At 51.0% G+C, this 14,049-nt stretch carries 17 protein-coding genes; 7 read left to right on the top strand and 10 right to left on the bottom strand.

The genetic code is table 11. The features are described from left to right. Positions 1-430: 430 nt before the first annotated feature. The 4 genes from ETEE_RS04100 (at position 431) to ETEE_RS04085 (ending at position 3,257) form a co-directional block, all read left to right on the top strand. On the top strand, positions 431-1,714 hold the full coding sequence (locus tag ETEE_RS04100; RefSeq protein WP_034165538.1) for an L-cysteine desulfidase family protein: 1,284 nt from the start codon (positions 431-433) through the stop codon (positions 1,712-1,714). Positions 1,715-1,777: 63 nt separating this feature from the next. Then, the gene (locus ETEE_RS04095) at positions 1,778-2,515 is read left to right on the top strand and encodes an AzlC family ABC transporter permease (protein WP_174434943.1); all 738 of its coding nucleotides are present in this window, start codon (positions 1,778-1,780) and stop codon (positions 2,513-2,515) included. Then, positions 2,508-2,834 carry an AzlD domain-containing protein gene (locus ETEE_RS04090; RefSeq protein ID WP_034165540.1) on the top strand — a complete coding sequence of 109 codons (327 nt, stop codon included), beginning with the start codon at positions 2,508-2,510 and terminating at the stop codon, positions 2,832-2,834. Before ETEE_RS04095 ends, ETEE_RS04090 begins: the two co-directional genes overlap by 8 nt. 36 nt (positions 2,835-2,870) lie before the next feature. Continuing rightward, positions 2,871-3,257 carry a RidA family protein gene (locus tag ETEE_RS04085; RefSeq protein WP_034165541.1) on the top strand — a complete coding sequence of 129 codons (387 nt, stop codon included), beginning with the start codon at positions 2,871-2,873 and terminating at the stop codon, positions 3,255-3,257. 116 nt (positions 3,258-3,373) lie between these two features. Here ETEE_RS04085 and ETEE_RS04080 read toward each other — a convergent pair whose 3' ends face one another. The 6 genes from ETEE_RS04080 to ETEE_RS04055 form a co-directional block, all read right to left on the bottom strand. Continuing rightward, positions 3,374-3,670 (bottom strand): YciI family protein, encoded by a 297-nt coding sequence (locus ETEE_RS04080; RefSeq protein ID WP_034165543.1) that lies wholly within the window; start codon positions 3,668-3,670, stop codon positions 3,374-3,376. A 930-nt stretch (positions 3,671-4,600) separates the two neighbouring features. Then, positions 4,601-6,934 carry a primase-helicase zinc-binding domain-containing protein gene (locus tag ETEE_RS04075; protein ID WP_034165544.1) on the bottom strand — a complete coding sequence of 778 codons (2,334 nt, stop codon included), beginning with the start codon at positions 6,932-6,934 and terminating at the stop codon, positions 4,601-4,603. A 15-nt stretch (positions 6,935-6,949) separates the two neighbouring features. Further along, the gene (locus ETEE_RS04070) at positions 6,950-7,270 is read right to left on the bottom strand and encodes a DUF5375 domain-containing protein (protein WP_034165546.1); all 321 of its coding nucleotides are present in this window, start codon (positions 7,268-7,270) and stop codon (positions 6,950-6,952) included. Next, a complete protein-coding gene (locus tag ETEE_RS04065) occupies positions 7,267-7,494 on the bottom strand; it encodes a hypothetical protein (protein WP_034165547.1) in 228 nt (75 codons plus the stop codon). Before ETEE_RS04065 ends, ETEE_RS04070 begins: the two co-directional genes overlap by 4 nt. Further along, complete coding sequence (locus tag ETEE_RS19835; protein WP_034165548.1) at positions 7,491-8,042, bottom strand: host cell division inhibitor Icd-like protein; 552 nt, start codon at positions 8,040-8,042, stop codon at positions 7,491-7,493. Before ETEE_RS19835 ends, ETEE_RS04065 begins: the two co-directional genes overlap by 4 nt. Continuing rightward, complete coding sequence (locus tag ETEE_RS04055; RefSeq protein ID WP_034165550.1) at positions 8,039-8,305, bottom strand: helix-turn-helix transcriptional regulator; 267 nt, start codon at positions 8,303-8,305, stop codon at positions 8,039-8,041. The genes ETEE_RS19835 and ETEE_RS04055 overlap by 4 nt, the downstream gene beginning before the upstream one ends. Before the next feature lie 551 nt (positions 8,306-8,856). Here ETEE_RS04055 and ETEE_RS04050 point away from each other — a divergent pair. Genes ETEE_RS04050 through ETEE_RS04045 form a run of 3 tightly spaced genes read left to right on the top strand, consistent with a single transcriptional unit; the run spans position 8,857 to position 10,438 of the window. Continuing rightward, positions 8,857-9,609 carry a hypothetical protein gene (locus ETEE_RS04050; RefSeq protein ID WP_049703874.1) on the top strand — a complete coding sequence of 251 codons (753 nt, stop codon included), beginning with the start codon at positions 8,857-8,859 and terminating at the stop codon, positions 9,607-9,609. Next, on the top strand, positions 9,606-9,848 hold the full coding sequence (locus ETEE_RS19830; RefSeq protein WP_071818543.1) for an ogr/Delta-like zinc finger family protein: 243 nt from the start codon (positions 9,606-9,608) through the stop codon (positions 9,846-9,848). Before ETEE_RS04050 ends, ETEE_RS19830 begins: the two co-directional genes overlap by 4 nt. A gap of 14 nt (positions 9,849-9,862) precedes the next feature. Then, positions 9,863-10,438 carry a phage polarity suppression protein gene (locus ETEE_RS04045; RefSeq protein ID WP_038631249.1) on the top strand — a complete coding sequence of 192 codons (576 nt, stop codon included), beginning with the start codon at positions 9,863-9,865 and terminating at the stop codon, positions 10,436-10,438. Between the two features lie 378 nt (positions 10,439-10,816). On the opposite strand, the gene ETEE_RS04040 is transcribed toward ETEE_RS04045, so the two are convergent. From ETEE_RS04040 to ETEE_RS04030, 4 genes are all read right to left on the bottom strand, one after another. Then, complete coding sequence (locus tag ETEE_RS04040; RefSeq protein ID WP_045425719.1) at positions 10,817-11,164, bottom strand: hypothetical protein; 348 nt, start codon at positions 11,162-11,164, stop codon at positions 10,817-10,819. 139 nt (positions 11,165-11,303) lie between these two features. After that, on the bottom strand, positions 11,304-11,639 hold the full coding sequence (locus ETEE_RS19825; protein ID WP_034165559.1) for an STAS-like domain-containing protein: 336 nt from the start codon (positions 11,637-11,639) through the stop codon (positions 11,304-11,306). After that, on the bottom strand, positions 11,620-12,732 hold the full coding sequence (locus tag ETEE_RS04035; RefSeq protein ID WP_034165560.1) for a hypothetical protein: 1,113 nt from the start codon (positions 12,730-12,732) through the stop codon (positions 11,620-11,622). The genes ETEE_RS19825 and ETEE_RS04035 overlap by 20 nt, the downstream gene beginning before the upstream one ends. Then, complete coding sequence (locus ETEE_RS04030) at positions 12,729-13,952, bottom strand: integrase domain-containing protein (protein ID WP_034165561.1); 1,224 nt, start codon at positions 13,950-13,952, stop codon at positions 12,729-12,731. The genes ETEE_RS04035 and ETEE_RS04030 overlap by 4 nt, the downstream gene beginning before the upstream one ends. Between the last annotated feature and the right edge of the window lie 97 nt (positions 13,953-14,049).

The raw sequence follows: 14,049 nt of genomic DNA, 5'->3' as shown, positions 1-14,049 counted from the left end.
TTACCTCCCCTTTTTATTATCTCTATTGCGAGATTTACTTATTGAAAATAATATTTCATATTTTTATAAATATATTTAAATAGTGGTGTTTACAGAAACGATTAGAAACAGATTGCTAGGATTTTTTGCTGCAATGTGGTGGCTTGATGAAAATTGTTTACTGTATTTTATTTGGAATAAGAAAATTATTCTCTTTGTGAAGTGTGATGCAATGCACTAAAAACCGACAATTGATAATTGATATCATTATTAAATCAATAAAAATCAATCAGTTAACATTTTTATCATTTGCTTTTTTCTATTTTTTAAAAATAGAGTGTTTTTTCTTTTTATTGTCAATAAGACGCATGATTATAGAAAGTTATTTCCTGAAGATTCCCATAGAGTATTTGCCAGAGCATTTGCTTTTTTAATCTTGAGGGAAATCATAATGACTACGCCAATTACCGCGACACCGTTATTCGTGCAATGGCTGAAAAAAGAGGTCGCACCGGCGCTGGGTTGCACTGAGCCTGTCGCCGTTGCCTATGCGGCCGCCTATGCCCAGCGGCTCCTGGGGGAGCCGGTGGAGACCATTCACGGCGCCATCTCGGAAAACCTATATAAAAACGCCATGGGGGTCACCATCCCCGGCACCACCTGCTGCGGTGTTAATCTGGCGGCGGCCATCGGCGCCCTCGGGGGCGATGCCAGCCGTGGCCTGGAAACCTTAAAAGGGATCGGCGATGCGTGCGTCGAACAGGCAAAAACGATGGTTGCCTGCGGCAGGGTGAATATCGGCGCCGCCGATACCGAGGACTTTATCCATCTGGATCTGACCCTGCGCAGCCAGCACAGCGAGTGCCGTATCGTGGTGAACGGCAGCCATACCAACGTGACCGAACTGTACCTGAACGGTGAGGCGGTCGCCGTGGAACAACCGCGCGGCAAGGAGGATACGGCGGGTGAGCTGCCGCTGTTTACGCTGCGTGAGGCCTTTGATTATGTGAATCAGGCGCCGTTTGATGAGCTGGCGTTTATCCTGCAGGCCGCCGAGATTAACGGCACCCTGTCGAAGGCCGGTAAGGCTCAGCCCTATGGCCTGAACATTAACCAGACCCTCTCCGCCGCCATTGATGAGGGGATGATGAGCGATTCGCTGATGACCCGGGTGCTGATCGACACGGTGGCCGCCTCTGATGCCCGTATGGGCGGCGCGCCGGTTCCTGCCATGTCTAACTTTGGCTCAGGTAATCAGGGGATTGCCGCGACCCTGCCGGTCGTTGCGGTGGCTCGCCACCTCAGGGTTAACGATGACCAACTGGCCCGTGCGCTGGCGCTCTCCCATCTGGTGGCGATCTCGATTCATGCGCGCTATACCCGCCTGTCCGCGCTGTGCGCCGCCTCGACGGCCGCCATGGGCTCGGCCGCCGGCATGGCCTGGCTGTTTACCCACAGCTTCCAGGCGATCGGTCAAGCGATTACCAACATGATCAGCGACGTCAGCGGCATTATCTGCGACGGCGCCTCCAACAGCTGTGCGATGAAAGTCTCTACGACCACCATGAGCGCCTTTAAATCGGTGCTGATGGCGCGGCAGAACCACTGCGCCGGTGAAAATGACGGCATCGTGGCCCATGACGTGGAAGACTCGATTCAGAATCTGTGCCGCCTGGTGATAAAACCGATGCGCTTCACCGATAAAGAAATTATTAGCATCATGACTCAAAAATAATTGAAAAATTAGCGCCGCAGGATGAAGGCTAATATGAAAAGAAAGCAAGCAATACTCAGCGGAATGAAGATGATTTTTCCGCTGTGCGTCGGGGACTTTCCATTCTCATTTATCGTTGGCGCGCTGAGCGTCGGTGCGGGAATGAGTATCTGGCAGAGCACCGCCTGGTCCTGCATTGTTATCGCCGGATCGGCGCAGATGCTGGCGCTGAATATGATTAGAACCGGTGCCTCGATAGGGGTTATCGTATTAACGACGCTGATCATTAACCTGCGTCATGTGCTGTATAGCGCATCCATGTCGGATAAAATGCGCCACTACGCACTCTGGAAAAAATGTCTGATGGCATACGGGCTGACGGATGAGGTGTATGCGATTACCGTTAAACCGATGCAGGAAAATAAGCACGAGAAAGTCTATTTCTATATGTCCGCGATGCTGACCTTCTGGTTTATCTGGGTGGTAGCCGACTTTCTCGGCGCATTGCTGGGGGCGGCGTTTCCCAACATTGAAAAATATGGGCTGGATTTCGCGATGATCGCCGCCTTTATTGCCATCGTGATCCCGCAGGTGAAAAGCCGCGCTTGTATCATTGCCGCGGTGGTGGCCAGCGTCTCCGGCGTGCTGCTGGTGATCCTGCCTTACTCCCTGGGGATCGTCGTGGCCTCGGTGCTGGGCGTCGCCGCCGGTCTGGCGGTCGATCTGGCGGATGAAAGGCAGGAGGCTCTGCGTGAAACCCAAGAGCAGCATAAGATATTTAACGAACTTAAGGAGATGCGTGAGGTGAGCGTAAATGACTAATGCTTTTTTTGCTATGCTCACGATCGGCATGGCCGCAGTCACCTTTGCGATCCGCTTCTCCCTAATCGGGCTGGGCAGCCGCATCAACATGTCACCCCGGGTAAAAAAGACGCTGCGCTTCGTGCCGGTCACCGTACTGCCGGCCATCATTGCGATCCAGATCCTCAGCGTTGACTCCCATATGGAGTTTGATCTGCGCAACCCGAAGGTGATCGCCGCGGTGATCTGTACTCTGGTCAGCCTGCGCTTTGGCCTGATCTGGGTGGTTATCAGCGGCGTTGTCTCGCTGATCCTGCTGAATCAGTTTGTCTTTGTGTAATCCCCGTCCGCGCTGAAGGCGCATTCAGGAGTCATTATGTCTAACGTTATCAACACACCGTACGCCCCGGCCGCCATTGGCCCCTATGTTCAGGGCATCGATCTGGGCAGCATGGTGCTGACCTCCGGCCAGCTTCCGCTGGATCCCGTCAGCGGCGCCATGCCGCAGGACGTCGCGGAGCAGACCCGCCAGTCGCTGGAGAATGTTAAGGCTATCGTCGACGCCGCCGGGCTGAGCGTGGCCTCCATCGTGAAAACGACGGTGTTTGTTAAGGATCTCAATGCGTTCACCGCCGTCAACGCCGCCTATGAGGCGTTTTTCACGGCTCACGGCGCCCCCTTTCCAGCGCGCTCCTGCGTCGAGGTTGCTCGTCTGCCAAAGGATGCCCTGATCGAGATCGAGGCCATCGCCGTGCGACGCTAATCTGCCGGGGATCAACCCGCGGATGACGTCGCCATGTCGCCCAAACGCCACCCGTCGGTGGCGTTGTTTATGGAAACGCAGAGGCTGTCCCGTCAGTACAGCCGATGACGGTCGCCTTACGCCAACAGCCCCTGGATCGTATCGGCGCAGCGGCTGGCCTCAAAGGGGATGATCTCGGTAGCGACCAGCCCATGCTGCTGAAACGGATCGCGCTGCAGTCTCGCCTGTAGAGCCTCCAGCGTGTCGCTGCGCGCCAGGATCACGCCGCCGCTGCGCGGAATACGCCGCCCAGAGGTCAGAAAAAACCCCTCATCATAGCCCTGGTTCAGCCACTCGATATGCGCCGCCATCTGCGCATCGATTTCGGACAGGGGTTTACTATAGGTCAACACCACAACGTAAATGACGCTCATCGGATTATCCCGTTTAAAGAAGAGTGCGTATCGCTCGGCCCATGGCGGTGTATGTCCACCGCCGCGGCCGCGCCTATCCGGCGATGCTGCGCCGTGAGCGAAAACGTTATCATGTCATGGCGCGGGGAGCGAACGTGGATTGTGTTTTCCGAGACGGTATGCTTGAGAGGCGAGCGGCTCGCTATATGGGCTGGCGGGAGTTGAATCTGCGTCCGACGTTACTACGCGGTAAGAGTCATCGGCCATAGCCGAGGGGCTGTAACGCCTCAATGGGCCTAAAAGATTCGGATTTAATTAGTTCTCTTCGGACTTCGCGGGACAAATTGAGGGCACAAAAAAGCCCGCAGGGCTTGCGCCGTGCGGGTTCTTAGGACTTCATCGGATGACTCTGGTAATCACCGATGGAGAATTTTGGTGGACCTGGCGGAATCTGAATAAATTTCTCAATATATTAAATATAAAGGATTTTTCCGTATTCAACTTTCAATTGTGTACCTAAACGTGTACCAATTATGAAATGTCATAGTAATACGATCCCTCTTTAGAAATGTGTCACCTTTTTCATGTGGTCTTTTTTTTAAACAATAAGCACAGAAAAAAAGTTTTTTTGCATTTAACTTTTCACACTGTTCACCTCGGTTATTTATCATTTTATATCATGTGGTTAGGTGGTGATGAGTTGGTGAAGAGTGAACAGTCGACTCTTCACCTTTGTGATTTTTGCTCGTTCTGGATCCGTCCGCTTAGGCGATGCGTGGGGGGATAAAAAGTTTTTTTCGGTTTTACTGTTCACACTGTTCACTTCTGGTTTTTTATTAATAATTTCATTGTGATACAGAGTGAAGATACGGTGAAGGGTGAACAGTGGATTGTTCACCTTGTGGCAATGGCCAGAAAGGAAAAGACCGGCTGTTGCCGGTCTGAGTGAGGTTATGTTGCTGCGGGTTCGTCGCATTTCGGCAGCCAGTCGCCGTAGCTTTCCTCTTTCATCGACAGATTGGTTTGTATCCCCTGTTTAGTGTGCCGCTTCTCATAATTCAGTCCGTACTCTTTCAGCATCATGGGCAGCCCCAGCCCGAACATTTTCAGGCTGAGCACGTTCCTGTACCCGTTAGCCTCCATATAGGCCAGATATGCATGATATAGGTATTTACGGTAATTACGCGGGATGATGCTGGCATTACCCATAAACATCCCGTTGGTCTGCGGGAGCATTTCCAGATAGCCGCAAAAATCAAACGTCGGGTCAGCATCGCGCTTAATGCTGAGTGCCTCGTCGGAGTTCTGCTGCGACTGGAGCAGTGCGCGCGCGGTCATCGGGTCGATGAATTTCTGCATAAGCTGGCGCACGATGACGGCCAGCTCGCGCGCAATTTTATCCCTGAGCTGCGGGTCGCGTTCCTCCGGGGCAATCTGCTCCGGGAAATGAATAATCACCCGGCGACGGGAGACGCCGCCGCTGCGGTCGGTGAAGCGCATCGGGTTATTGTTCACGGCCAGAATCACCGCCGGAATATGTGTTGAGTACGGGTTCTGGTATTTCGGGTCAACCGAGACCGCATCGCCGCCGGTGATGGCCTTAAGCCCTGCGCCGTCACCGCTCCATTTTTCCTGGTCTGGCAGACGGATTAGCGAGAAGCCAATCAGGGAGGCACGCTTGCGCGGGTCTTCCAGTGTGTCGATATCAGCTGACGTGGCGTTATCCTCTCCGGCGAGCAGGGTCGCGATTTCAGCGAGAATACTTTTGCCACTCCCGCCGGGACCTGTCACTTCGAGAAAGAGCTGCCAGTCGTAACGGTTCGCCAGTACCATAAACAGAGCGGCCAGAATCACGTCGCGTTTTTGTGGATTTTTACCGGCCGCACGGTCGAGCCAGCGCCAGAAATTCGGCGCGTGGGTTTCCAGCGTTTCCCCGCCCACCGGTGGGGTGAAATCCACGTCGCACAGCGTGCGCAGCCAGTGCGATTTGTGGTGCGGGCTGAATACGCCGCTCAGGGTATCAAGTACCCCGTTGCGAAAGCCAATCAGACGGCGCGCCGGTGTATCCTGCTGCGGAATAATCAGTTTCAGGGTCTCCACCACCGAGGCAATTTTCCCGGATGAGAACGGGGCGCGCAGACGCTGGAATAAGTCAGCCACATTCCGTGAAAAAGTGGCGGCAGGGATATTTTTCCAGATGCCGTTTTCATAGCGGGACAGGAGCTGGCCGTTCGCATCCACCGCCAGCGCTTCGCCGTAATGCTCATGCACCCGCAGAGCCTTGTCGCTGGCGCTCATGGCGGTAAATTCCGCCTCGCTCATGGTATCAAACGGACTTTGCGCCGGTGGCCGGATGGCGTCATAAATGGCTTTCCGCGTGGCTTCCTCGCCGTGCTGCGTAAACGTATCATTCCAGTCACCGAACACCGGCGGCAGGGCAACAACACCCTCACAGGCTTCTGCGGCCGCGGCGGCTTTTTTCTGGCCATCGCCGTTAAGGTCACGGTCGGCGGCGAGGACAATCTGACAGGCCGGGTATTTGTGACGGGCAAGGCTCGCCAGAGAAAGGAGGTTCACGGAGGACAGCGCCACCATGACGGTTTCCCCGGTCAGGTGATGCACGGTGAGTGCGGTCGCATAACCCTCTGCAATCCACAGGCGTTTTCCGGCCTGTTTTTTCCCTTCGATGATATGACATGCCCCTTTGACCTGACCGCCTTTCAGGGTGCGTTTTAGACCGTCTGCATTGATAAGCTGAAGGTTAACCAGTGCGCCGGTATAGTCAGACAGCGGGACAACCACATCACCGGTGCGGAACGTCACGCCGCCGGTTTTATGTATGGCGGTGAGCGTCAGACATTCCAGAGCGGGGAAACCCTTGCAGGTGAGGTAGGCATTGCCGGTGGCCGGTCGGGTTTTCTCCATGAGCCTGCCGGCCAGCGCAGCCGCCGTTTTACGGTCGGCCACAGTTTCGGCCTCTGCGGCCGCAATCACTTCCGGGGCAACCGGCGACAGATTGCCGGTCACGGCGTTCACCTTCCCGGCGGCCTCTGAGGGAGTCACGCCAAACACTTTTTCTACCAGCTTAAGCCCGTCACCTGCGCCACACTGATTGCAGTACCACGTCCCGCGCCCTTCTTTATCGTCAAAGCGGAAACGGTCAGAGCCGCCGCACACCGGGCAGGACTGATGGCGGTTTTTAATCACCTTCACACCCAGCGCCGGGAGAATGCGCGGCCAGTGGCCACATGCCTGTTTTACGGTGTCCGTTACGTTCATTTTCATCGTTGTTTTCTCCCCTCAGTGCAGTACCAGCGACGTGATATGACGGGCGCAAAGCTCATCCATCACGGCCAGCCCGAGAAAGGACAGCGATGGCGCGGCTTTGAGTGGGCCGGCTTCCATTAAATCTTCCAGCAGTGCACAGGCAATCTGGCGGCCTTTTTCCTCGCCGTGCTGGCGCAGGTAGAAGCCCTCCAGCTCGGCGGCAATGGCGCTTTCCAGTGCATCAAGGGTGAGGTGCGGATAGCGGTGCTGGCGTTCGCACAGGGTCAGCCAGGCGCAGGCCACGGCGCGACGATACAGCGCGGCGCGTAATACGGGCGGTAATGGCTTTTTCATACGTTACCCTCCCCGGTCAGCCACTGCTGATTGCAGCGTTCGACCACGCCGTCGAGCTGGGCGGTCATGAGGTAAATCACGGAGGTGAGCTGTAACTGCTGCGCCGGGTCACGCCTAATGGTCGCGCAGTCCTGCACCTGCATCAGGTCGCCGACGAGCTGGCCAACATTGCGCATATGCTCAAGACATTCGAGGTCACGGGCGGTAATGGTGGTGTGTCTCATGCGCGCACCTCCGCAACCGGCAGACGGCCAGCGAACGAGAGAACGTAATCGCGAACGAGAGAAAGGCGTGCGGCGTGCTCATCACCGGCAACGGTGCGGAGCATACAAATACGGGGGGTACGGTCTGCGCGACGAACGGCGGCAAACACAAAGACAAACTGCGGGTGTGACGGGGTGAGGGTCGTAGCCATAAGGGCAACCTCCATAGTTAGCTGGTTACAGCTACCACCGGAGTTCCTACGCTCATGGGTGGTAGCCCAGACGGGGGTAGGAATACCGGTAACTATGAGAACCGGCCAGCCCGAAAGCTGCCCCGCCTGAGCCACCATTACGCGATACCCACAATGGCGAAAAGGCCACTGTGTATTGAATGGGTGCATCAAGGCACAGACACAAAAAAAGACGCAAGGCGCGTCCGGTGTCGCCATAGTTAAACACGGGTTCCTACGCCCGGCTGCCGATTTTGCGACAGCGGGAAAACTATACCTGGAAACGGCGAAAAGAAGCAAGCCAGAAAAAGGGGCTGTTTGCTGAACGGTCATCATCATGCGTCATAGCCCCGGTTGCGTTCGGCAATGCGATCCGCCATCCATGCAGTGATTTCAGACTGCGCCCACGCCACATTTTTTCCGCCGAGGGAGATTTGTTTCGGGAAGGCTTCCCGGCTGATGAGGTCGTAAATGGTCGAGCGGGACAGGCCGCACAGATGCATTACTTCGGGCAGGCGAATAAAGCGCTCGTAAACGGTATCAGAAACCGGCATCAGCGGCGTGGCAGGAGCAGAAGATGGGGAAGAAAAAGCGGTGTACATCAGGCTACCTCACAAAGTCCATACAGTGCCGGTCGTGTCCGTCCGGCTTCGGGTAGCTCCTTATTATGTCTATATTTTCCCTCAGGTCATGTGAGATTTTCGTGGAAACAAACATTGACTTTTCTCTATGGCAAACAAAGGCAAACGCTGGAAAACAGATGCAAATCACTGCATTACAATGCAGCAATTTCTATTTTCTTTAGTTATATTTTTTTAATTTTTAATCGAAATAAAGTCTAAAAGGTATGGCCAGAGAAAAGCAGAAGGGTGAACAGTAGTGAACAGACGGTGAACAGTCAGACCCTCAACTGTTCACCCTTTAACTTACTGTATTACCTATTTTTTTATTTAAGGTGAATAGTAGTGAACAGTTATAAGTAAAAAAACAAATGGAGAGTAGGGTTTTGCTGAGACCTTTCTCTGGCTAGCCCTCCTGATTGCCGTTCTGCCCGATTCTGTTTGTGCCATCCCTGCGACAACCGTGATCGCTCGTGTGGTTGTGTGGTGCGTTGCAGAATGATTTCACCTTGATAACGCAGCAGGAGAACACCATGAAACCGACCACTCACCCCCAGCAAGAGACGGCGATCCCCGCCGCGCTGGATAAGGCATTCCAAGTGCTGGAGAGCGCCAAAACTCATCATCTGAATAACGTGCACCGGATGGATGAAATCCAGCATGCCATTGAGCAGGCCAAACAGCAGAAAACCCGTCTGGAACAAACGGGCCTCGATGATACGCAAGCCTGGCGCGAGCAATTCCTGCGCAATGGCGCCGTGCTCACCGATGCGCTCAAGCAACAGCATATGGAGCGTGTCGCCTGCCGGGAGCTGATGCAGGAGTGTGAGAACGCTGCCGAGGTACTGGCTTATGAACTTGAGCAGGGAAAGGGCACATGTTGCAGCTCGGCAAAAGCCTACCGTGATGCACACTCTTCGCTGTTGAACGACTACGTGCAGCGCGAGTTTGAGACCACCCTGTCACAGGGAGTCTCTGCGCTCATCCGGGCAATCAAGCTCAAAATTTTCGCCCTGCAACAACAGCGCTATCGCGCTGGCCATCATGATATTGAATCGAGCGAACAAGAGGTTCTGGCAGAAATCAGTCGCTGGCTGAAAGCGCAAGTAGACCAATATGAGATCCGTTTAAACGATGAGCCGGTACTGTACAAAATAGGGTTATCGCCCAGCCCGCTCCCCCATATGGACTATGAGCTCGCCGCAACACCGGCACAGAGCATGCGTTTTTACGAAGAAATGCAGCAGCGTAAAGCCCAGCTTCAGGCGCGGGGGCTGATCGCATGATGCATTGTCCTTTTTGCGGGAAATCCGCCCATACCCGCAGCAGCCGATACTTATCGGATAACGTCAAGCAACGCTATCACCAGTGCACCAATGTTCACTGCTCGGCGACGTTCCGCACGCTGGAATCCATCGATGAAATTATCCATCAACCAGCCAAGCCGGTAACAGCAGAACGGCCAACACCACAGGCGGAGCCGCGTCGGGTATCCGGTTGCTATCGCTCTCCCTTTTCACATTAACCGAGAACACCAACATGACGACAACCCCATTACAAAAAGCGGCAATGGCGTGCCAAGCGGCCAAAACACGTTGGCAGGATAGCCGTCAGGCATGGACCAAGGCGACGCTAGAGATGGCTAGCCTACAGACCGATAGCAGCGGCAAGTCTGGCGATCGCCTGGCCTATCTGCGTGAATTGATCGCCGTGAAACAGTGGGAGATGAATCAACACGCTGATCGATACCTACATACCCATGATGAACTGTTGCGTGTCAGTGTGCGTACGGAGCTGCGCAGCTTCATGCAACGTCACGGCACCGAGCTGCTCAGTGCGCTGGCCCCGGAGTTAATAGGGCTGAATCATCAACCGGAACTGTTACGCACACGGGCCGCCGATCGGGCACTGGAATACCTGCGGGAAGCGCTGGCCGTCAGTATGACCATCAGCCCGGCCATTGAGTACGCCGAGGCCAGTCGGGATATTTTAAACAGTGCGGGACTACGGCCAGAAACAGCCGCCCGGCAGGATGTCATCAGCCGCACGACGCCTGCCGAAAACCTGAAATTTATGCACCGAAAAATCGCACTGGAACAGCAGCACCCGGCATAAAAAAATTGCCATAAATTCCCGCATTTTTTCTCTAAAAAGCCATGCATGCATAGCGTGCATGGTTTTGCATGCGCCTTACGATATTTTTTAACCCTCGCCGCGCCAGTCCTGGCGCGCCCTGTGCCGTCTCATGCATCTGCATTAAAAGCGCCCCATGAAGCGGGCAGGCGAGGCGGGGAAAGCATTGCGCGCAGGATGTTAATAGCATCCAGTTCCGGACATGATCTGATTATTGCTCAGTTATTAGCTTTTTCGTAAAGAAGTGTGATTAAATGGATAGGAATAGGCTGAAGGTTTTATTAATTTAAATGCAGTTGAGGTATTAGCGAACCTGATGAAAGAATCACCTCGCAAAATAATGAGAGGTGATGTGAATTGTTATTTTTGAAAGAGGAGTGACTTGAGTTTCATCCAGTGATATTTAGTGGAGTTTCTGAAATACCATTCCGTATAGTTTTCTTCAATAAGCTCTAGCGTATTGAATTTTAAGTCGTTTAGTTTTTTCTTATAATCACCGTTAGATGATGTTAGGTAATCATATGGTTCACTTCTAATTTTATTTATATGTTCATCAGAAATTAGCTTGATGTTTATCTTTTTGTCCAAATGATTCAAGTGTAGTTCTATTAAAGTAAGTTTTCCTGCAATTAAATCATCAAGTTCAGTTTCCTTAATACCCCTTGATTTTATTTTTTCCTCAAGGGAGTCAAAGAAGGTTTCAACCATGGACGAGATTTTATCTTTAAGCTTAGATGTTTCATTTCGCTTAAAGGTTCGAGTGTTAATATAAGACGAAATAAGCCATCCAAACACCGCGATTATAGAGGAAATAATCACGGCAATATATTTCAGATCTAGAGCGTGGCTAGTATTTTCTGGTATCATTTGCGGCTTTCTCGATACGTTCCGTAATTAATAACTCAAAACTCTTTAGATCATTGTGATAATACTCGAGTTTTTTGTCTAAATCAGATTTAGTAAAGTTTTCTTCGCGAATAAGTCCGCCAAAGGCTTCATCGATAAATGAGCGGCCATATCTATTATAACCTGTCAAGTCTACTATAACTTTATCATGGCTATTCAGGGCTGGCACCAAGATTTCTTGACGAAAAACCTGACCGTTCCACTTGCCATCAGAAGGATATCGGCCATAGGGGCTCTTGCTGAAGTCATTGACGATACTAATTTTTTTCAAGTTCATCTTGATCAACCTTAATGTTCCACTGTAGCAAGGTGCCTGGCATCGGCTTTTGCAAATCGTATGTTTCAACTATACCAGAGTTTAGCTTATATAATCCATTGTTACTGTAAATCCACAGAGTTCCTTGGTCATTTTCTGTAACTAAAGCTTTAATGCTTTTACTTCCTTGCCCATGCTTGCTCTCCTCGGTCCCTGTAACATCACCAACCATAGAAATGGCTATTTTCATCGCGTCGCTGATAATGCCTAATTTGTAACTAAGTAAATCTTTTTTTGCAATGCCTTCTTCTTCCAGCTCTCGCTTAATTTGAGATGCTAAATCTGGATATGTGCTTTGAAGAATTTGCTCAAACCACGTTCTGTTCATGACCGTTTTAGGTATGCCTACGCCTTTATCGTATATTGCTAAAAATAATTGGTCACCTGCAAGATCGCATTTCACCCACCATTTTTTCATGTCGGACTCAGGAATATCTGGGTACGCATGATATGCAACATTGTTAATGGCCTCCTGCACTGCACCCCCATATTTACTTTCCGTATCAGGCGTCATCTTGTTTTTGTAAATTTTATGCTGAATAAAATCTACGATTTCATCGCGAAAATCACCACCGCTACCACTTATAACCGGTATAGAATCCCCATCAAAATTAGGTTGATGTGTATTTTCTTTGCATAATACCTCTAAGCCTGAACGTTTTATTATTCTAGTGGCTTTAAAATCTTTCGGAAAAGCAACAATTCTAAAATTAACTCCAGATTTTATAGCTTGTTCAATAGTAGCGTAAAGAATTAATATAGAAGCAGCTTTGATATATTCCATTTGGGAAAAATCAAGATGAACTTTTTTAGTTTCCATATCTGCCATGCGAGAAATAGCATATATGATATTCATAGTGTCTCTATAATGCTTGTTTTTATCAGCGGAATAGATACTGAAATTAGCAGGGAATCTAATGTATTCAACTGCTTTTTTTGACTTGTTCTTTTTCTTAGGGCGATAAGGACAATATTCTATGTCCTTACGCAATACCTCATATTGCCAACGCTTTCTTGCGATTGCAGATCTTATTAACTCATTGTTTTTTTTCATTTTTCTTCCTTGTTGTGAAATTCATTAAAACTATTGGTCGCTACTTTTTTTCCCCACCAATTTAGTAGTTCAATTCGCTGAGTGAGATACTGTGCTCGGTTATACGCTTTTCGAATTTCGTTTCTATCACTATGTGCAAGAGCTGCTTCAATCACGTCTGGGTTGAATTCGGCTTCGTTTAAGATAGTACTTGCGAGCGATCGAAGCCCATGAGCAACAAGTTTCCCTCCATAACCAATACGCTTAAGGGCTGCATTTGCAGTTTGGCTGTTCATAGGCACCATTGGGTTGATTCTACTGGGAAAGACATGCTCACGGTGTTTACTTATGGCTTTCATTCTATCCAAAACATCTAACGCTTGTGGAGATAATGGAACAACATGCTCTCTTTTTGCTTTCATTCGATTGGCTGGGATTGTCCAAAGTTTAGTGTCGAGATCAATTTCAGCCCATTGAGCACCAGAAGCTTCAGAAGGACGCACAAGGGTCAGGAGCTGCCACTCGATAAGACAACGAGTCGGAACTGACAGGTTTGACATGACTAAAGAGTGCATCAGTTTAGGTAATTCTTCTGGCCGCAGCGTTGGCATATTTTGCTTTTTTGGTTTCTCAAAAGCCATACCAACACCTGATGCTGGATTGGCATCAATCAAACCGGTGTTAACCGCGTAAATCATTATTTCGTTGATACGCTGTACCAGACGACGAACTGTTTCCAGCGCTCCACGAGCTTTGATTGGTTCAAGCGCTTCAACCAATGTGCGGGCTTTGATCTGCTGTACAGGAGTCTCACCGATGGCAGGGAATATGTCTTTTTCCAGTGAGCGCCAAATATCTTTCGCGTAATCAGGAGTGACGCTCTTACTTTTGAGCTGGAACCAGTTTGCCGCAACGGTCGAAAAAATACTGTCCTGAGCGATTTGTTGCTGTTCCTTTGCAACTTCAGCTTGAATTTGCGGGTCGATTTCGTTGGCTAATAGGGCAAGGTAATCCGCTCTTAACCCTCGGGCATCAGCAAGTGAAAGGGCGGGGAAGGAACCGAGCCCCATCATTGTTCGCTGCTTTGTTGCCGGACGTTGATAACGGAAACGCCAGAGCTTCTTCCCGTTGGTTTTCACTATCAGGAAAAGCCCATCACCATCATGCAGCGTTAGATCCTTCTCTAACGCCTTAGCGCGCAGAACTTCGGTGTTGGTCAGGGGGCGTGTTGTCCGTGCCACTGTGGCCGCTCCTTCATGAATTGGTATACACTTTTAAGTATACATCCTACCGTATACCTAAACGTATACCAATAATCATCGGATTTAGCCGGATGCT

The organism is Edwardsiella anguillarum ET080813 (assembly GCF_000264765.2).
Lineage (GTDB): Bacteria > Pseudomonadota > Gammaproteobacteria > Enterobacterales > Enterobacteriaceae > Edwardsiella > Edwardsiella anguillarum.
This window is presented reverse-complemented; position numbering and strand designations above follow the sequence as displayed.